This window comes from Rhodococcus sp. NBC_00294, from assembly GCF_036163995.1.
GTDB lineage: Bacteria > Actinomycetota > Actinomycetes > Mycobacteriales > Mycobacteriaceae > Rhodococcoides.
This window is the reverse complement of the sequence record NZ_CP108043.1, coordinates 1,399,404-1,417,172: the sequence shown is the minus strand read 5'-3', so window position 1 is coordinate 1,417,172 and position 17,769 is coordinate 1,399,404. Positions and strand designations below refer to the sequence as shown.

At 66.4% G+C, this 17,769-nt stretch carries 19 protein-coding genes; 7 read left to right on the top strand and 12 right to left on the bottom strand.

The window, feature by feature from the left end:
- Window positions 1-327: 327 nt before the first annotated feature.
- Window positions 328-690 carry an SPW repeat domain-containing protein gene (locus tag OHB23_RS06730; protein ID WP_037186125.1) on the bottom strand — a complete coding sequence of 121 codons (363 nt, stop codon included), beginning with the start codon at window positions 688-690 and terminating at the stop codon, window positions 328-330.
- A gap of 176 nt (window positions 691-866) precedes the next feature.
- On the opposite strand from OHB23_RS06730, the gene ramB reads away from it, so the two are divergent.
- Window positions 867-2,279 (top strand): acetate metabolism transcriptional regulator RamB, encoded by a 1,413-nt coding sequence (gene ramB / locus OHB23_RS06725; protein ID WP_027506304.1) that lies wholly within the window; start codon window positions 867-869, stop codon window positions 2,277-2,279.
- A 1-nt stretch (window position 2,280) separates the two neighbouring features.
- On the opposite strand, the gene OHB23_RS06720 is transcribed toward ramB, so the two are convergent.
- Window positions 2,281-2,775, bottom strand: a complete 495-nt coding sequence (locus tag OHB23_RS06720; protein ID WP_027506303.1) for a hypothetical protein — start codon at window positions 2,773-2,775, stop codon at window positions 2,281-2,283.
- Window positions 2,772-3,005, bottom strand: coding sequence for a helix-turn-helix transcriptional regulator (locus OHB23_RS06715; protein ID WP_027506302.1), 234 nt, complete (start codon window positions 3,003-3,005; stop codon window positions 2,772-2,774). The genes OHB23_RS06720 and OHB23_RS06715 overlap by 4 nt, the downstream gene beginning before the upstream one ends.
- Window positions 3,006-3,097: 92 nt before the next feature.
- On the opposite strand from OHB23_RS06715, the gene OHB23_RS06710 reads away from it, so the two are divergent.
- On the top strand, window positions 3,098-3,634 hold the full coding sequence (locus OHB23_RS06710; RefSeq protein ID WP_027506301.1) for a carboxymuconolactone decarboxylase family protein: 537 nt from the start codon (window positions 3,098-3,100) through the stop codon (window positions 3,632-3,634).
- A gap of 59 nt (window positions 3,635-3,693) precedes the next feature.
- On the opposite strand, the gene lpdA is transcribed toward OHB23_RS06710, so the two are convergent.
- Together lpdA and OHB23_RS06700 are read right to left on the bottom strand one after the other, a co-directional pair.
- Window positions 3,694-5,097 (bottom strand): dihydrolipoyl dehydrogenase, encoded by a 1,404-nt coding sequence (lpdA, locus tag OHB23_RS06705; protein WP_027506300.1) that lies wholly within the window; start codon window positions 5,095-5,097, stop codon window positions 3,694-3,696.
- Window positions 5,098-5,195: 98 nt separating this feature from the next.
- Window positions 5,196-6,044: an aldo/keto reductase gene (locus OHB23_RS06700; protein WP_027506299.1), complete on the bottom strand. Its 849-nt coding sequence runs from the start codon at window positions 6,042-6,044 to the stop codon at window positions 5,196-5,198.
- Between the two features lie 179 nt (window positions 6,045-6,223).
- On the opposite strand from OHB23_RS06700, the gene OHB23_RS06695 reads away from it, so the two are divergent.
- On the top strand, window positions 6,224-6,646 hold the full coding sequence (locus OHB23_RS06695) for a nitroreductase/quinone reductase family protein (protein ID WP_027506298.1): 423 nt from the start codon (window positions 6,224-6,226) through the stop codon (window positions 6,644-6,646).
- A 21-nt stretch (window positions 6,647-6,667) separates the two neighbouring features.
- Here the strand turns inward: OHB23_RS06695 and OHB23_RS06690 are convergent, their stop codons facing one another.
- Genes OHB23_RS06690 through OHB23_RS06680 form a run of 3 tightly spaced genes read right to left on the bottom strand, consistent with a single transcriptional unit; the run spans window position 6,668 to window position 8,944 of the window.
- A complete protein-coding gene (locus OHB23_RS06690) occupies window positions 6,668-7,627 on the bottom strand; it encodes a dipeptidase (protein WP_027506297.1) in 960 nt (319 codons plus the stop codon).
- On the bottom strand, window positions 7,624-8,241 hold the full coding sequence (locus tag OHB23_RS06685; RefSeq protein WP_222646275.1) for a TMEM175 family protein: 618 nt from the start codon (window positions 8,239-8,241) through the stop codon (window positions 7,624-7,626). Before OHB23_RS06685 ends, OHB23_RS06690 begins: the two co-directional genes overlap by 4 nt.
- Window positions 8,242-8,251: 10 nt before the next feature.
- Complete coding sequence (locus tag OHB23_RS06680; RefSeq protein WP_328811164.1) at window positions 8,252-8,944, bottom strand: hypothetical protein; 693 nt, start codon at window positions 8,942-8,944, stop codon at window positions 8,252-8,254.
- Window positions 8,945-9,102: 158 nt separating this feature from the next.
- Here OHB23_RS06680 and OHB23_RS06675 point away from each other — a divergent pair, with 158 nt between their 5' ends.
- On the top strand, window positions 9,103-11,166 hold the full coding sequence (locus OHB23_RS06675; RefSeq protein ID WP_328811163.1) for a prolyl oligopeptidase family serine peptidase: 2,064 nt from the start codon (window positions 9,103-9,105) through the stop codon (window positions 11,164-11,166).
- A gap of 1 nt (window position 11,167) precedes the next feature.
- On the opposite strand, the gene ppk2 is transcribed toward OHB23_RS06675, so the two are convergent.
- Window positions 11,168-12,034, bottom strand: coding sequence for a polyphosphate kinase 2 (gene ppk2 / locus OHB23_RS06670; protein ID WP_027506294.1), 867 nt, complete (start codon window positions 12,032-12,034; stop codon window positions 11,168-11,170).
- Between the two features lie 171 nt (window positions 12,035-12,205).
- Between ppk2 and OHB23_RS06665 the strand changes: the two genes are divergently transcribed.
- Window positions 12,206-12,436, top strand: coding sequence for a PspC domain-containing protein (locus OHB23_RS06665; RefSeq protein WP_037186123.1), 231 nt, complete (start codon window positions 12,206-12,208; stop codon window positions 12,434-12,436).
- 15 nt (window positions 12,437-12,451) lie between these two features.
- On the opposite strand, the gene OHB23_RS06660 is transcribed toward OHB23_RS06665, so the two are convergent.
- Window positions 12,452-13,891: a glucose-6-phosphate dehydrogenase gene (locus OHB23_RS06660; protein ID WP_056441505.1), complete on the bottom strand. Its 1,440-nt coding sequence runs from the start codon at window positions 13,889-13,891 to the stop codon at window positions 12,452-12,454.
- Between the two features lie 78 nt (window positions 13,892-13,969).
- Between OHB23_RS06660 and OHB23_RS06655 the strand changes: the two genes are divergently transcribed.
- On the top strand, window positions 13,970-14,572 hold the full coding sequence (locus OHB23_RS06655) for a hypothetical protein (protein WP_328811162.1): 603 nt from the start codon (window positions 13,970-13,972) through the stop codon (window positions 14,570-14,572).
- Between the two features lie 6 nt (window positions 14,573-14,578).
- Here the strand turns inward: OHB23_RS06655 and OHB23_RS06650 are convergent, their stop codons facing one another.
- Window positions 14,579-15,325, bottom strand: coding sequence for a hypothetical protein (locus OHB23_RS06650; protein WP_328811161.1), 747 nt, complete (start codon window positions 15,323-15,325; stop codon window positions 14,579-14,581).
- A 57-nt stretch (window positions 15,326-15,382) separates the two neighbouring features.
- Complete coding sequence (locus OHB23_RS06645; protein ID WP_056441499.1) at window positions 15,383-15,679, bottom strand: hypothetical protein; 297 nt, start codon at window positions 15,677-15,679, stop codon at window positions 15,383-15,385.
- 167 nt (window positions 15,680-15,846) lie between these two features.
- Between OHB23_RS06645 and htpG the strand changes: the two genes are divergently transcribed.
- Window positions 15,847-17,739, top strand: a complete 1,893-nt coding sequence (gene htpG / locus OHB23_RS06640) for a molecular chaperone HtpG (protein ID WP_442973034.1) — start codon at window positions 15,847-15,849, stop codon at window positions 17,737-17,739.
- Window positions 17,740-17,769 lie beyond the last annotated feature (30 nt).

Genomic DNA, 17,769 nt, shown 5'->3' with positions numbered 1-17,769 from the left:
CTGCGTCGGCAGCGTGCTCGTGCTTCGCAGGCTTGCCAGGCATATCGGATGTACGACCCCACGATGGCACAGAGAAAAAGTGGTGTCTACCTGCTGAGACTGTAAATCTACGCTAAGCAGTACGCGCGTTCTGCGAATCTTGCGAAGAACGTCGCGAGTGTCGTGGCGACTCCGTACCCGTCAGTAACCTGATAACCGCAGTTCGGGAACGAAATGCACGCAATGCCGAACACCGACGAGATCGCCGTGCGACACGCTCACTCCCGGCGTCCGCCCGCGGCCGGCTGTGACCACCGTCACCGTACGTTCGTACTGTTTTCTGGTGCGTCAGGCCGTCGCAGCGACCCGACGACGCTCGGTCAGCACTCCCAGGACACCCATCGCCGCGATCACGACGCCGCCGACGAGCGCGTAGTAGTCCGCCGTGCTCGCACCGGCGGGGAATGCGAGGACGACGGGTGACGTCGCCAGCACGACACCGAGTACGACGTGGGCCCAATGGCTCGAGCGCGATGCACTGCCCATGGCCCACAGCGCCGAGAATGCCGCCAGCAGACCCAGCACGAGGATGGCGCCGGCCACCTCGCTGCGGTGGGGCACCGGGAGCCAGAGCGTCGACAACACCAGAACGGTGCCTGCCACCAGCACCACCGCGTCGCGGGCAATTTCCTGTCGTACCGAGTGGGCCATCTCGCTTCTCCTCACAGTCGTCTCTCACGTGCACTGCACATCCGCCCCCTGCAACGCCCAGTGTGCGCCCGTCTTCCCCGGCGCGCCCGTGTGTGACAGACCAGACCTGAAACCCGTCTCACCTGCAAGGACCTGGCAAGGACAGGGTAATGCCGGGGGCGTCCTAGACTGTCCGCATGGCACGGACCTACGTCGGCGGCCGGCTTCGCCAACTGAGGGTCGAGCGAGGGTTGAGCCAAGCGGCGCTCGCCAAGCAGCTCGCGATCTCGGCCAGCTACCTCAACCAGATCGAGCACGACGTCCGACCGCTGTCGTCAGCGGTGTTGACGCGCATCACCGCAGTGTTCGGAGTCGACACCACGTTCTTCTCCACCCAGGACGACACGAGGCTCGTCGCCGAACTCCGCGAGGTGACCCTGGACCAGGACGTCGGAGTCGACGCGGACATCGACGAGCTGGCCGAACTCGTGGCCGACCACCCGGCGATGGCGCGAGCGATGGTCACCATGCATCGCCGGTACCGCAACACCACCGCCCAACTCGCGGCGGCGACCGAGGACCGCTTCGCCGACGGCAGCGGCAGCGGATCCATCTCGAAACCGCACGAGGAGGTCCGCGACTACTTCTACCAACGCCAGAACTACCTCGACGCACTCGATCGTGCGGCCGAGGACCTGGCGAACCGATTGCGTTTCCACCGGGCGGACGTCGCGGCCGAGATAGCCAAACGGCTCCGCAATCTGTACGACGTCCAGGTCATCGAGCGCATCGACCTGGGCGAGAACGTCCTGCACCGCTTCGACGCGCGGACCCGTGTTCTCGAGATCTCCCCGCGACTGTCGGCCGGCCAGAAGGTGTTCCGCTTCGCGGCCGAACTCGCGTACCTGGAGAACGGCGACCTGATCCGCAGCATGGTCGAGGACGGGGGCTTCACCGGCGCGGAGTCGCGGGCACTCGCACGACTCGGCTTCGCCAACTACTTCGCCGCGGCGACCGTGCTTCCGTACGCGCGCTTCCACGAGGTGGCGGAGGATTTCCGGTACGACATCGAACGACTCTCCGCCTACTACGCGGTGAGTTACGAGACCATCTGTCACCGGCTCTCGACGCTGCAGCGGCCGTCGCTCCGCGGGGTCCCGTTCTCGTTCGTCCGGGTCGACCGTGCCGGCAACATGTCCAAACGCCAGTCGGCCACCGGGTTCCACTTCTCGTCGAGCGGCGGCACGTGCCCGCTGTGGAACGTGTACGAGACGTTCGCCTACCCGGGCAAGATCATGACCCAGATCGCCGAGATGCCCGACGGTCGGCGCTACCTGTGGATCGCGCGCACGGTGGAGCGGCGAGCGGCGCGCTACGGCGAACCCGGCAAGACCTTCGCCATCGGTCTGGGATGCGAAGTGCGTCACGGGAATAGGTTGGTCTACGCCGACGGCCTGGAGTTGGACGGATCCTCCGTGGCGACGCCGATCGGCGCCGGATGCCGCGTGTGCGAGCGTGCCCACTGCCCGCAGCGTGCGTTCCCGCCGCTGGGCAAGGAACTCGACATCGACGAACATCGAAGCTCGGTGTCGCCGTACACTATTCGCTGACTCAGTCCTCTTCGGTTTCGAACTGCTGCTTGCGACGGCGGCTGCGCCGGATCATCAGCGCCACCGCTCCGCCGCCGACGATCCCCCCGACCACCAGGCCCGCCCACGTGTCGGCTCCCGCGCGGCTCGGCAGGTACTTGTCGGGAGCGAGCGTCACGCCGATGCCGACGAATGCGACGAGCATCAACGCGGCAGTCACGTTGGCGCGCGCCGTGAACCACCGCGACTCTGCGAACAGGTCGACGTTTTTGGACTTGGCGTACCCGATGGTCGCGTAGTTCACGACCGCACCGAAGACGATGATGCCCAACGCGATCCACGCACCTGTCGGACCGGCAACCCATGGGAGGACGGCGGCGGCGATCAGCCCGCCGAAGATGTGCAATTGCAGACCCACGGCGGCTGCCTCGTTCCACACGTCTCTCTGACGCTCGTCGTCATAGAACTCGCTGTCCAGATCGCCGACCATTCGCATTGACGAGGTGAAGATGCTCATGTCGATTCCTCCTCAGGTTCGAGCCGATCATCGGGGGTGAGCGGGAAGAGATCCTCGACCGTCGAGTCGAGCGCTCCCGCCAGCTTCAGGGCCAGGTACACGCTGGGCGAATAGTCGCCACCCTCGACCGAGACGATCGACTGCCGGCTCACTCCGCACGCCCGCCCCAGTTCCGCCTGGGTCAGGCGCGACGACTTACGGAACTCCCGCACCCGGTTCGTCACGACCATGATCCGAGTCAACTCCACTTGTCATTACGTGTCAAGATTTCTTGACATCAGATCACCAAGAGGCGGACGACTCGGGTGTTAGCCTCAGCGACGTGACAGGACACCGCACCCCTCCGGCCACCCTCCGCTCACTGCGTCCCGTCAACTGGGGCATCGCCCGACTGGCCGGCGCGGTCACCCGCACCGGCGACATGCACCTGTTCTCCACTCTGGGACAGACGGGCGGCCTGTTCCGCGCCTGGCTGTTCTACAGCGGCCGCCTGATGCCGTTCGGTGGGTTGCCCCGCAAGGACACCGAGACGGTGATCCTGCGGGTCGCCGCACTCCGCGACTGCCGGTACGAACAGGACCATCACCTCCGTCTGGGCGCGCGCGCCGGCATCGACGACGCCCTCGCCGACGCCATCGCCGCCGGTCCCGACGCTCCAGGACTCGACAGTCGGACCGCCCTGATCCTGCGGGCGGTGGACGAGCTGGTGTCGACCCGCGATCTGTCCGACGCCACGTGGACCGAGCTGACGACCGTCTGGTCGTCCCGATCGCTCATCGAGTTCGTGCTGCTGGTGACCCAGTACGACGGACTCGCCACCACGATCACGACACTGCGCATCCCCCGCGACTACCAGTAGCTGCACAGACGAGAACACCCCGGTCGCTCGTGAGCGGCCGGGGTGTTCTCGTCGGAAGATCAGAAGTTGATCATGTGCCCTGCGAGGCCGTGGATGGCCTCCTGCAGTGCCTCGGACAGCGTCGGGTGCGTGTGTACGTTGCGCGCGAGTTCGGTGGCCGTCAGGTCCCACTTCTGCGCGAGCGTCAGCTCCGGGAGGAGCTCCGAGACGTCGGGTCCGATGAGGTGCCCGCCGAGCAGCTCGCCGTGCTTCGTGTCGGCGATGAGCTTGACGAAGCCGGTGGGATCGCCGAGTCCGTGTGCCTTGCCGTTCGCCGTCATGGGGAACGTCGCGACCTTGATGTCGTGGCCGGCGTCCTTGGCCTGCTGCTCGGTGAGACCGAAGCTGGCCACCTGGGGCTGGCAGAAGGTCGCGCGCGGCATGAAGCGGTAATCGTCGATGGGAAGTGTCTCGGCGCCGCCGATGGTCTCGGCCGCCACGACACCCTGTGCCTCGGCGACGTGGGCGAGCTGCAGCTTCGCCGTCACGTCACCGATCGCGTAGATGTGCGGCACGTTGGTGCGCATGACCGAGTCGATGGCGATGGCCCCGCGATCGGTGACCTCGACGCCCGTCTTGTCGAGCCCGAATCCCTCGACACGAGGAGCGAATCCGACGGACTGCATGACCTTGTCGACGGTGACCGTCTCGGTCTCGCCGCTCTTGTTGTTCTTGATCGCGACGGTGACCTTGCTGCCGTCGTCGTCGATGCTCTGCACCGCGGCGCCGGTCATGATCTTCACGCCGAGCTTCTTGTACTGCTTGGCGATCTCCTTGGAGACGTCCTCGTCCTCGTTCGGGAGCGCGCGATCGAGGAACTCGACGATGGTGACGTCGACGCCGTAATTCTTCAGGACGTACCCGAACTCCATGCCGATGGCGCCCGCGCCGACGATGAGGATGGAGCCCGGGAGCTCCTTCGTCATGATCTGCTCTTCGTAGGTCACGACGTTCTCGCTCAGCGACGTTCCGGGCAGCAGCTTCGTGGTGCTGCCGGTGGAGATGATCGCGTTGTCGAAGGTGACGGTCTCGCTGCCACCCTTCGTCAGCTCCACCTCGATGGTGTTGGCGTCGGTGAACGACCCCTTGCCGTCGAGCTGGTCGATCTTGTTCTTCTTCATCAGGAAGTGGATGCCCTTGACGCGGCCGTCCGCGACCTTGCGGCTGCGATCGTAGGCAGCGCCGAAGTCGAACGACACGTCACCGGAGATGCCGAACTGCTTGGCTTCCTTGGTGAACAGGTGCGCCAGTTCAGCGTTGCGCAGCAGAGCCTTGGACGGGATGCAGCCCACGTTGAGGCAGACACCGCCCCAGTACTTCTGCTCGATGATGGCGGTTTTCAGGCCCAGTTGCGCCGCGCGGATGGCTGCGACGTACCCACCGGGTCCGGCTCCGAGAACGACGACGTCATAGTGTGAGGTCACGGTTGTCCACCTTAGTCCCGTCGATCCGGACACATATCGAAAGGTCCGGCTACTGGCTGGTAACCGGACCTTTCGTGTCTTTATTTCAGCGGCTCTACTCAGTCGGGGATCATGTCGAAGGTGTCGGGGTTCGGGCCGGTGCGGCCGTCCTCGCCCTTGTCCAGCGCCGAGATGTCGGCGATCTGACGGTCGTCGAGTTCGAAGTCGAAGATGTCGAAGTTCGCCTCGACGCGCTCCCGCGTGACCGACTTCGGGAAGATGATGTCGCCGCGCTGGATGTGCCAGCGGAGGGTGACCTGCGCGGTGGTCTTGCCGACGTCCTTCGCGATGCGCTCGAGCTCGGGGTCACCGAGAACCTTGCCCTGCGCGATGGGTGACCACGCCTCGGTGGCGATGCCGTGCTCCGCGCCGTACGCGCGCACCTGGTAGTTCGAGAAGTACGGGTGGACCTCGATCTGGTTGACCGACGGGACGGTCTCGGTCTCCTGCGCCAGCTTCTCGAGGTGCGGCACCTGGAAGTTCGAGACACCGATGCTGCGCGCCCGTCCGTCTTTCGTGAACTCCTCGAGCACCTTCCAGGTGGAGACGTAGTCACCGTCGTACTGCGTCGGCAGCGGCCAGTGGATGAGGAACAGGTCGATGTAGTCGGTGCCCAACTTCTCGAGTGTCTCGTCGAACGAGCGACGGGCGTCGTCGGGGCGGTGGAAGCCGTTGTTCAGCTTGCTGGTGATCCAGACGTCGTCACGGGAGACGCCCGAGTCCTTCACTCCCTGGCCGGTCTCCTTCTCGTTGCCGTACATCTGCGCGGTGTCCAAGTGGCGGTAGCCCACCTCGATCGCGGTGCGGACGGCATCGGCGGTCTTCTCCGGCTCGATCTGGAAGACGCCGAAACCCAGCTGGGGGATGGACCGGCCGTCGTTGAGGGAGAGGGAAGGAACGTGGCTCATGTGCGTGAACTCCTGTTCGTTGTTCGTGATCCGAGTTCGTGCTCGTGTGCGCGGAGTACCCCGCGACGGGGGCGGTGAAGCCACCCGCGGGCGCCCCGCTCCTCTGGTGCAACGGGTGTGTCGAATCGTTATTCCGGATCGATGGTCGTCGCGACGACGAGGACACCAGAATGACCACCATGAGCGACTTCAACTCGATGGTCATCGCGGAGTTCCGCGACAACGGTGGACACGTGGCGACAGCCGGGTTCGGCGACAACCTCGTGGTGCTGCACTCGATCGGTGCACGCAGCGGCGAGGTGCGGCTCAACCCGCTCTTCGCGATCTCCGAGAACGGCACCTGGTTGGTGGTGGGCTCCGCGGCCGGGGCGGTGAAGGATCCCGCATGGGTGCACAACCTCCGGGCTCACCCACGCATCGACATGGAGGTCCCCGGCGACGACGCGACCGTACGCACCATCGCCGTCGACGTCACCGAGGTGCCCGACGACGAATGGGAGACTCACTGGGCGAAGTTCACCTCGGCGTCCCCCGGCTTCCTCGAGTACACGACGACGGCGGAGGGGCGACAGTTCCCGATCTTCCGCCTGACGCCCGCCTGACAGGGTCGGGTCCAGCCGGCGTCAGGTCCACACGGCGTCGGCCACGCGGCGGAAGTTGCCGCCGAACACAGCCGCCACCGCACTCTCGTCCCAGCCGCGCTCGGCGAGCACGGCCGGGAGCGTGTGGGTGTCCTCGGGCGGAACCCACTGCAGTGCCCCGTATCTCGTGTACTCCTCGGAGAACGCCTCGGGGTGGAGTGCCAACTCGGTGTTGAAGTCCTCGTGGTCGAAGGAGTAGTCGCTGCCGACACCGATGTGATCGATCCCGACAAGGTCGACTCCGTACTCGACGTGGTCGGCCATGGCGCGCACCCGATCCGCGCGACGTTCGGGTTCGTTGACGCCGAGGAAGATGCCCACCCCGTTGATGCCGACCACGCCGCCGGTGTCGGCGCACGCACGCGCCTGCTCGTCGGTGATGTTCCGCGGATGTTCCCACAGCGCAGCGAAATTGGAATGACTGTAGATCATCGGCCGGGACGTCGTCGCGGCGATGTCGAGCCCCGTCCGCCGGGAACAGTGCGACCCGTCCGCTGCCATGCCCGCCTCGTTCATCGCCCGGATCAGGTCGCGTCCGTGGGCGGTGAGACCCGTGTCGACGGCGTCGAGGCATCCGCATCCCGCGGCGTTCGCATGGTTGTAGGTGGGCAGCATCGAGCGCACGCCCAGTTCGACGAAGTAGCGCACGTTGTCGAGGTCGCCGTCGAGAGGAGCGGAGTCTTCGAGGTCGAAGGCGAGGGCACGCAGTCCCCGTCGTCGGGCCTCGTCGATGTCGGCCACGCTCCGCGCCGGAAGGAAGCGACCGTCCGCGAGTGCCCGCGCACTCCACGTCGTGGCCAACTCCGTCGCCGACGCCTTCGTGTGGGGCGAGTAGCCGACGTTGACGGAGAGGTAACTCCCCGCCTCGTACCGCGCCAGTTCGGTGATGTCGGTGTCCGCGTACAGCGGCAGGCAGGTGTGCTGCTCCCACAGCGCAGTCACCGCGCACCCCCGGCCAGCGCGCGAGAGAGCAACGGGGCGAACAGCATCGCGAGCAGTGCGTAGAGGCCCACCGACGGGACGAGCAGCGCCACCGCGGAGACCACCAGGAACAGAGCGACCGGAACCCAGGGCACCGCCGCGCCGCGCACACCGGGACGCAGATCTCCACGAAGGAAGCCCGCAGCGCGCACGCGTGCTGCGAGGAGACGGGACACGATCATGGTCACGGCGATGACCCCGAGGTACAGCCCCACCGACAACGGGTCCCCGTGGGGAGCCGCGACCTCCAGCACGGTCGCCACGGGCATCAGCACGATGCCGGCGAGCCACAGGAGGTTGAGCCGCACGACGACCTCGTCGTACCCCGTGACACGAGTGAAGAGCGCGTGATGATCGCGCCAGAACCCCGCGATGACCGCGAAACTGATGCCCGCGGCCACGAGTGCGTAGCCGTTCTCCCGCAGGAACGCTCCCGCACCCTCCGGGGTGTCGCGGGCACTGTCCACGAGGGGGAGCACGACGAGCGTGATGGCGATCGCCACCACCGCGTCGGAGAAGAACACGATGCGGTCCAGCCCCTGCTGAGAGCGCACCTCGGTGTCGGGTTCGGTCACCCGGACGACTCTAGGCCCGGCGGCGCCTCGCGAGAACGACGACCGTGCGCACGAGTGATCCGACGTTCGGTCGCGCAGTGCCCGACAGCGGCCGCGTGCTCACCGGCACCTCGGCGATGATCCAGCGCTGATGGTGCACGGCGTGGGCGGAGGTGACGAGGGACGGGAGGAGACCTCCGCGAAGTGCCGCGGCGCCGCCGATGGATCGCCAGGCGTCGCCCGTGTACACGCGGAAGCTGGAGGTGACGTCGCGCAGCGGCAGGTCTGCGGTGTGCCGGATCAGCGCGTTCGCCACTCTCGTGCCCACGCGACGCAGCGCGGACGATCCGTCTCGACCACCCGTCGTGCTGCGCGATCCCACCACCATGCCGACACTGCGGCGCGCCGCGGCCTCGAGGAGAGCGGGGACGTCGGCCGGGTCGTGCGACCCGTCCATCAGGACGATCGCCTCACCGTCGACGGACAGCTCGTGCAGACGATCCGCCTCGACGAAGGTCACCTCGGCGCCGGGCAGGATCAGGCGCATCGCTGCCGTGACCACCGCCGATCGGTGACCGAGGTACACGACGTGCACGCCGGCGTAGTCGGTTCCCCGAGCCGAGGTGCCGTGGACACGGCTCCTGGAACCCGTCACACCGTGGCCCGCCACATCGTGGTTCGTCACGGCTCCGACGCCGTCGCTCTGGATCGACACGGTCATCATCCACTCCCTGTGATGGTCTCCCCGACCGAATACGGACTCTTTCCGTCCTTTGTGGCGTGATACTACCCTATAAACATACCGCGATCTTGTTTTGATGCCACTACGATTCCTCCACGCGCTGTTTCCGCACGCGGCGGCGGTGTCGCCCCACGGGCAGAATGGTGCGTGTGACCGACAAGTACGAGTGGCTCGAAGACGTGACCGGCGACGCCGCCCTCGAGTGGGTGCGTGCCCGTAACGAGCGCACGGTCGACGAGTTCACCGCGAACGACGAGTTCCGGACGCTCGAGACCGACATCCGGAGCATTCTCGACACCGACGCGCGCATCCCGTACGCGCGCAGGCGCGGCGACCACCTCTACAACTTCTGGAAGGACGCGTCGCACCCCCGCGGGCTGTGGCGGCGCACCACCATGGAGGAGTACCGGAAGGACAGTCCCGCCTGGGACGTCATCATCGATCTCGATGCTCTCGCCGAGGCCGAGGGCGAGAACTGGGTGTGGAAGAGCGCGCAGGTGCTCCGTCCGTCGTTCGACCGCGCGCTGATCTCCCTGTCGCGCGGCGGCGCGGACGCATCGGTGATCCGCGAGTACTCGCTCACGTCCCGCTCCTTCGTCGCACCCGACGAGGGTGGCTTCGTCGTCCCCGAGGCCAAGACGGACATCGACTGGATCGACGCGGACACGGTCTTCGTCGGCACGGATCTCGGACCCGGGTCGCTCACCGATTCCGGGTACCCCCGGCGCGCACACCGGTGGCTCCGTGGAACTCCTCTCGCGGAGGCTCCCGTCGTGTACGAGGGTGAGCAGACCGACGTCGCGGTGTCCGCCTCGCACGATGCGACGCCCGGCTTCGAGCGCAGCCTGGTCCAGCGCGCCACCGACTTCTTCAATGCCGTCACCTCCATTCTTCACGACGACGGATCGACCACGGTCCTCGACGTGCCCACCGATGCCTCGGTGTCCCTGCACGAGAACTGGTTGACCGTTCGCCTGACGACCGCATGGACCGTCGACGGCACCGAGTACGCCGCAGGGTCGCTGGTGGCCGCGAAGATCGACGAGTTCCTCTCCGGTGCAAGGGATCTGGTCGTCGTCTTCGCTCCCGACGCCCGCACGTCGCTGCACCAGTACGCGTGGACCGAGAACCATCTGCTGATGGTGCTGCTCGAGGACGTCCGCTCCAGCGTGCACGTGGTGACGCTGGGCGACACGGTCACCTCCGAACGCCTGCAGGGGCTCCCGGACGCCGTCGACGTCACCGTCATCGGCACCGACCCCGAGTTCGGCGGTGACGAATACTTCCTCGACGCGAGCGGCCACCTCACTCCGTCCACTCTTCTGGTGGGCACCGTCGGGACCGAACCCGAGGTCCTGAAGTCCGCTCCCGCGTTCTTCGACACCACGGGCCTCGCGGTCGAGCAGTACTTCGCCACCTCACTCGACGGCACACGCGTGCCCTACTTCGTCGTACGGAACCCCGGAACGCAGGACCGTCCGACGGCCGCAGGCCCCACCCTCCTCTACGGATACGGCGGTTTCGAGGTCTCACTCACCCCCTCCTACAGCGGCGTGGTCGGCGCGGCCTGGCTGGCTCGGGGCGGTACCTACGTGGTGGCGAACATCCGCGGCGGCGGCGAGTACGGGCCGTCGTGGCACACCGAGGTGCTGAAGTCCGGTCGACACAAGGTGCACGAGGACTTCGCGGCGGTCGCGAGCGATCTGGTGGAGCGCGGCATCACCACCCCGGACCAGTTGGGCGCGCAGGGCGGCAGCAACGGCGGCCTGCTCATGGGCATCATGCTCACCAAGTACCCGGAGTCGTTCGGCGCCATCGTGTGTCAGGTGCCGCTCCTGGACATGAAGCGGTATCACCGCCTGCTGGCCGGGGCGTCGTGGATGGCCGAGTACGGAGATCCCGACGATCCCGACGAGTGGGCCTTCATCTCCGAGTACAGCCCGTACCAGAACGTCTCACCGCCGGGGAACTCGATCGGTGTGTATCCGCCGATCCTCATCACGACGTCGACGAGGGACGACCGTGTGCACCCCGGGCACGCGCGCAAGATGGACGCCCTCCTCGAGGAGTACGGGTACGACGTCTCCTACTACGAGAACATCGAGGGCGGCCACGGCGGTGCGGCCGACAACGCGCAGGCCGCATTCAAGTCCGCGCTGGCGTACACGTTCCTGTGGCGGACGCTCGGGGGCGGTACCCGCTAGGTCAGTCGGTGTCCGGTTCCGCAAGTCCGACGATGGACGGATCCGGGCGCCCCACCACCTCGTGGTCCTTGTTCGAGTAGTCGAAGCTGTTCAGCACGAAGCGCATCGCCTCGAGGCGGGCGCGTTTCTTGTCGTTGCTCTTCACCGTCGTCCAGGGGGCGTGATCGGTGTGGGTGAACCGGATCATGTCCTCCTTGGCCCTCGTGTACGCGTCCCACTTGTCCAGGGAGGCGAGGTCCATGGGCGAGAGCTTCCACTGCCGTACCGGATCGACCTGGCGGATGGCGAAGCGCGTCCGCTGTTCGAGCTGGGACACCGAGAACCAGAACTTGGTCAGCTGCACTCCGTCGTCGACGAGCATCTGCTCGAACAACGGTGCCTGGTGGAGGAATCGGTGATACTGCTCGTCGCTGCAGAATCCCATCACACGTTCCACGCCGGCCCGGTTGTACCAGGAGCGGTCGAACAGGACCAGCTCTCCGGCAGCCGGTAGGTGGGTGACGTACCTCTGGAAGTACCACTCCGTCGACTCGCGTGGCGACGGCTTCTCGAGTGCCACCACCCGCGCGCCGCGAGGGTTGAGATGCTCCATGAAGCGCTTGATCGTGCCGCCCTTGCCTGCGGCGTCGCGACCTTCGAAGACGATGACGTGGCGGCCACCGGTCTCCTTGATCCACATCTGCAGCTTCAGCAACTCGATCTGCAGAAGACGTTTCGTACCTTCGTATTCCGCGCGCGGCATCCGTTCGTCGTACGGGTACGCCTGGCGCCAGGTGTCCACCGGGACTCCGTCACCGGTCAGCAACACGGGGTCGTCGTCGTCGTCGTCCCGCACGCTGAACGACGAGGTGTCCGAGAGGTCCACGATCCGGGACAGGGCGAAGTCATCGAGAGCGGTCACGCCAGGAACCTACGAGCCGCCGGAGACGGGACGGTGATCACGGGGTGAACAGCAGATGCCGTGACAGGCGGAGTTTCAGGGTACGTCTCGGGGTGGTCACCGATGGTGCAGCGCGCGGGCGGAACTCAGGATGGAGACATGACATTCCACGAGAGCAACTCCACCGTCCACCCGAACCCGAACCACACCACGCAGCTGACGCGAAGCCGAGACGACGCCTGGATCGCCGGGGTCTGCGGCGGTGTCGCCGCGTACACCGGATGGGATCCCAGCCTGGTGCGCGCCCTCACCGTGGTCGGCGCCCTCGTCTCGTTCGGCACCGTCGCCCTGCTCTACCTCGCGATGGTCATGCTCGTTCCCCGAGCATGACCATCGCGAGTTCGGTCACTTGCCTCCGGTCACCAACCAACCACAGGGAGAGGCCAAGTCGTTCGCTGCCTCGGGTCCCATCGAGCCGGGCTCGTACGGGAGCACGGCCGGCGGAGAGGTCAACAACGGTGCGGCGACCTCCCACACGTGAGCCAGTCCGTCGGGACGGGTGAACAACGACCGGTCACCGTCGAGTACGTCGAGAATGAGTCGTGAATAGGGCGACAGCGGCTCGGCGTCCGACACCGTCGACAGGTCGAGCGACATCCGACCGATCCCGAGGTCCTCGCCGGGGCCGGGCTCCTTGACCGTCATGGCGATGTCCACTCGGCCGTCGCCCGACAGGTCGAACGTCAGCACGGCGCCGTCGGCCGGCAGGTGCTTCACCGGTCCCTCGGGGCGACGGAACACCAGCGACACCCGCTGCGTGCTGGTTCCCAGCATCTTGCCGGTGCGCAGGACGAAGGGAACGTCGCGCCACCGGTCGGTGTCGACCCACATGCGTGCGGCGACGAACGTGTCGGTCGACGAATCGTCCGCGATCCCCTCGACGTCCTGGTAGCCGCGGTACTGACCGAGGACCACCTCGGACGTGTCGAGCGGGCGGAACGCCGCGATGACCGACTCGCGGGCAGTCTGCAGGTCGTCCGCACCGAGGCTGAGTGGGGGCTCCATGGCCACCTCCGCCGCGACCTGGAACAGGTGCGTCACCAACATGTCGAGCACGGCACCCGTGGCGTCGTAGAACTCGGCACGGTCGTCGATGTCCAGCGTCTCCGGCACGTCGATCTGCACCTGCTCCACGTGTTCCCGGTTCCAGATCCCCTCGATCATCCCGTTCGCGAAGCGCAGGATGTGCAGGTTCTGGGTGTTCTCCTTGCCGAGGAAGTGGTCGATCCGATAGACCTGCTTCTCGTCGACGATGGCATGGACCGCCTCGTCGAGCTTCTCGAAGTTCTCCTGCGACGTGCCGAACGGCTTCTCGTAGACCACCCGCGCGCCCTCGGCGAGATCGTGTGCGCCGAGCGCCTCGGTGTAGTCGATGAAGGTCGAGGGCGGCAGCGCGATGTAGTGCACGAGCTGCACGTCGCCGCCCAGCTCGTCCTTCACGTCTCCGATGACCGACGGCAGGTCACCCGGATCGTCGGCGGTGAATCCGTTGCCCGCGAAGCGAACACGGTCCGCGAACGACGACCACACCTTCTCGTCGATGCTGTCGACACCCTCCCCGGGACCGAACTCCTCGAGCGCCGCGCGGATGTGCTCGCGGAACTCGTCGTCGGTCTTCTCACCTCGACCGTTGCCCACCAACGCCCACTGCTCGGGCAGCAGTCCTTCCTGCGCAAGTTCGTAGAACGCCGGCAGCACCATGCGCTTGGCAAGGTCTCCCGTCGCCCCGAAGAGCACGAAGATGGTCGGAGCCCCGCCGGATTCGGATGTCGCAGTGTCAGCCATGCCTCCATGATGCCCAGTCGGGGGCTCCCCCGAACCTCGATCGCCTCACAGTGCCGCGTCGACGCTACTGTCGAGCCGGTGACACGATCGATCTTCGACGGCGACATCGCCGGTCTCGGGACCTCCAGCGGAACCAGGATCGTCGTCGGCCACTGGACGTCGTCGCCGCTGGGCGACTTCACCGATGTCATGGTCGAGTTCGCGGACGGCGAGCGCCTTCTGCTGGCACCGTCCGACGCGGTCCGCGAGTTCGTCACCGCGACCTACCACTTCGACACGACGACCATCACCGACGTCTCGTATCACCGCCGAGGTGACCGAGTCGGCGTCTCCGCGGGTGATCTCGAGGTGTCCTTCCAGATCGGCGGCCCGACACTGCTGGGTCGACTGCTCACCCTCGCACCAACGTCGGTGGTAACCGCACCCTGGTTCTGTACGGTGAGCGACCCAATCGCGCGGGTCGTGATGCGCGGCGTGCGGACCAGGGGCACCGCCGGCGGTGGGCGGCGCGAATACTACGGAGCGCGAGGGCAGCGCAGCATCGTCGGCGCGACGGCATCGTGGAAGGGCGACGATCTGGGACACCTGTCGCCGGTGGAGCCGCCGGTGCGATTCGGATTCGGGTCCACACCCGCGGCCCCGTCGTCGACGCGGATACGCACGACGATCGACCACCGCTGACCGAGGTCACCGCAGGGTGGTGTTCTCGTCACGGGAGAGGAAGAACGCGTTCGAGCCGACGCGGGCGCACGCGACTCCGTCCTCCCGAGAGACGCAGAAGCTCTGCCCCGTGTTGATCACCTCGCCGTACTGCAGTGTGCGGATGTTCTCAGAGCCGGTGAAATAGCCCTGATTCGTGCAGTAGTGGATCGGCCCGGCGCTCTCCACGCGGACGGCGTACTTGCTGGTGGCACCGTTCGAGCAGACCTCGCCCTCGTCGGGAGCGACACTGGACACGGCCTGGCATCCCAGGAATCCGACCGAGGTTCCGTTCGGGAAGAGCCCACACGACACATTCCCCGACGGCGTCCGGAAGTAGTACCCCTCACCCGCCCCGCCATTGTCGCGGAAGAGCTCGGGATCCACCGACACCTCCTGCGACCCCGGACGCGGGAGTGCGTCCGCCGGGTCTGCCGACTCTGCCGACGGCGACTGCTCGACCGGCTGTTCCTCTGCGCCCGGCTGATCCGACGCTGCACCGGTGGGCGGCTCGATCGGCGCCACGACCGATGTCCCCGTCGGCGTCACGACCGAGGTGTCAGCGGGCGCCGGAACCGCCGTCGCCGACGTCACCTGGTCCGGAGCCGAACATGCCCCCAGCACCGCGGCGCCGGCGACCAGGGTGGCCGCGACGGCAGCCCGTGTGCTCATCGAGAACGACATGTCGACTCCTGTCCGGAGCCGGCCGATCGCCGCCCCCTCTGACATACCCATCGGTCTCTTTCGTGGCGTCGTTACCTGTACTCACGTCACGATCAGGACACGAGCCGGCTAACTGCCGTCGAGGGGTGCGATGCCGGCGATGAGTTGGTACGGAGTCAGCGAGAAACCACGCTGAGGTCCGAACCAGCGAATGCAGTCGACCAGGATCGTGGTGCCCTTGGCGCGCTCCGCAGCAGCGACGTCCGGACACGTGGGGAAGATCCCCGGCACCACCTCGTAGTACAGCGGCCCGACGTAGGTCGGCTCCGCAGAGGCGGTTCCCGCCCCTGCCAGCACCGATCCCGCCGTGACGGCTCCGGCGGCGAGCACTCCACCGACCACTCGCCGTAGTCCGATTCGCACCATGACACACACCTTCCGATGGGAGAGCCCCGGCCTTCGAAAACCGTACCGTGCGGACTGTTACGGGGGAAGAGGCATGCGGGAACGCAGGCACGGTTGCCGTAAAATACGAGGGTCCACCAGGCACTTGTTTCGATCAGGGGAGTCACGTGACCGCGCACGTCGAAGAAATGCAGTTCCAGGCCGAGACCCGGCAGCTGTTGGATCTGATGATCCACTCGGTCTACTCCAACAAGGACTCGTTCCTCCGCGAGTTGGTGTCCAACTCGTCGGACGCGCTGGACAAGCTGCGACTCGAGTCGTTCCAGAACAAGGATCTCGGCGCCGACACCTCCGATCTCCACATCGACCTGGAGATCGACAAGGAGAACCGCACCCTCACCGTGCGGGACAACGGCATCGGCATGTCGCGCGACGAGGTCGTCGATCTCATCGGCACGCTCGCGAAGTCGGGCACCGCCGAGGTCCGCGCGAAGCTGAAGGAAGCGAAGGACGCGGCCGCGTCCGAGGAGCTCATCGGCCAGTTCGGCATCGGCTTCTACTCCACGTTCATGGTGGCCGACAAGGTCACCCTCGTGACCCGGCGCGCGGGTGAGGACACCGCGACGCGCTGGGAGTCCAGCGGTGAGGGCACGTACACCATCGAGGAGGTGTCCGACGCGCCTCAGGGTAGCGCCGTGACCCTGCACCTGAAGCCGGCCGACGACGAGGATCACCTCTACGACTACACCTCCGAGCACAAGATCCGCGAACTGGTGAAGCGGTACTCGGACTTCATCGCGTGGCCCATCCGCATGCAGGTCGAGAAGACCACCGGCGAGGGCGACGACGCCACGACGGTGCTCGAGGACGAGACGGTCAACTCGATGAAGGCGCTGTGGACGCGCTCGAAGGACGAGGTCTCGGACGAGGAGTACACCGAGTTCTACCGCCACGTCAGCCATGCATGGGACGAGCCGCTCGAGGTCATCCCCATGAAGGCCGAGGGCACCTTCGAATACCAAGCGCTGCTGTTCATTCCGTCGCGCGCACCGTTCGACCTCTTCATGCGGGAGTCGAAGATCGGCATCCAGCTGTACGTGAAGCGCGTGTTCATCATGGACGACTGCGAGGAGCTGGTGCCCGAGTACCTGCGCTTCGTCAAGGGTGTCGTCGACGCGGCGGACCTGTCCCTCAACGTCTCTCGCGAGATCCTGCAGCAGGATCGCCAGATCCGCGCCATCCGGCGCCGCCTGACGAAGAAGGTGCTGAGCACAGTCAAGGATCTCCAGGCGAACGAGCCGGAGAAGTACAGCACGTTCTGGACCGAGTTCGGCCGTGCCCTCAAAGAAGGGCTGCTGTCCGACCACGACAACCAGGAGACCATCCTCGGGCTGTCGTCCTTCGCAACGACGCAGAGCGACGAGAAGCCGACCACGTTGGCGGAGTATGTCTCTCGCATGAAGGACGGCCAGGACGCGATCTACTACATGACCGGTGAATCGCGTCAGCAGGTGGAGAACTCTCCGCACATGGAGGCGTTCACCGCCAAGGGGCTCGAGGTGCTGATCCTCACCGACGCCGTCGACGAGATGTGGACCGGGTCCGTCCCCGAGTTCGACGGGAAGCCGTTCCGCTCCATCGCGAAGGGTGCCGTGGACCTGGGTGACGACGAGGCGGAGACCGAGGAGAAGGACGCACGAAAGGCGCAGTTCGCCGACCTCACCTCGTGGATGGCCGAGACGCTGTCCGACGACGTGAAGGAGGTCCGCCTGTCCTCACGCCTGACCACCTCACCCGCGTGCATCGTGGGCGACGACTTCTCCCTGAGCCCGCAGCTCGAGAAGATGTACCGCGCCTCCGGCCAGCCGGTCCCCAAGACCAAGCGCATCCTCGAGCTCAACCCGGACCACGCGCTGGTCACCGCGCTGGAGAAGGCCCATGCGGAGAAGAAGGACGAGATGGCGCTGGCCGAGACCGCCAAGCTGCTCTACGGCACAGCCCTGCTCGCCGAGGGTGGCGAGCTGGACGACCCGGCGTCGTTCGCGAAGTTGTTGGCGGAGAGGCTGACACGCACGATGTGACCTGAGGATATATGCCCACCCGTAGGGTGG

Coding starts and splice junctions, on each gene's coding strand:
- OHB23_RS06665 (WP_037186123.1), top strand. CDS start 12,206: ATGACATTCCACGAGAGCAACTCCACCGTCCACCCGAACCCGAACCAC.
- OHB23_RS06645 (WP_056441499.1), bottom strand. CDS start 15,679: ATGGTGCGAATCGGACTACGGCGAGTGGTCGGTGGAGTGCTCGCCGCC.
- OHB23_RS06720 (WP_027506303.1), bottom strand. CDS start 2,775: ATGAGCATCTTCACCTCGTCAATGCGAATGGTCGGCGATCTGGACAGC.
- OHB23_RS06680 (WP_328811164.1), bottom strand. CDS start 8,944: ATGATGACCGTGTCGATCCAGAGCGACGGCGTCGGAGCCGTGACGAAC.
- OHB23_RS06660 (WP_056441505.1), bottom strand. CDS start 13,891: ATGGCTGACACTGCGACATCCGAATCCGGCGGGGCTCCGACCATCTTC.
- ramB (WP_027506304.1), top strand. CDS start 867: ATGGCACGGACCTACGTCGGCGGCCGGCTTCGCCAACTGAGGGTCGAG.
- OHB23_RS06730 (WP_037186125.1), bottom strand. CDS start 690: ATGGCCCACTCGGTACGACAGGAAATTGCCCGCGACGCGGTGGTGCTG.
- OHB23_RS06650 (WP_328811161.1), bottom strand. CDS start 15,325: ATGGGTATGTCAGAGGGGGCGGCGATCGGCCGGCTCCGGACAGGAGTC.
- OHB23_RS06700 (WP_027506299.1), bottom strand. CDS start 6,044: ATGAGCCACGTTCCTTCCCTCTCCCTCAACGACGGCCGGTCCATCCCC.
- OHB23_RS06675 (WP_328811163.1), top strand. CDS start 9,103: ATGGTGCGTGTGACCGACAAGTACGAGTGGCTCGAAGACGTGACCGGC.
- OHB23_RS06695 (WP_027506298.1), top strand. CDS start 6,224: ATGAGCGACTTCAACTCGATGGTCATCGCGGAGTTCCGCGACAACGGT.
- htpG (WP_442973034.1), top strand. CDS start 15,847: ATGCAGTTCCAGGCCGAGACCCGGCAGCTGTTGGATCTGATGATCCAC.
- OHB23_RS06715 (WP_027506302.1), bottom strand. CDS start 3,005: ATGGTCGTGACGAACCGGGTGCGGGAGTTCCGTAAGTCGTCGCGCCTG.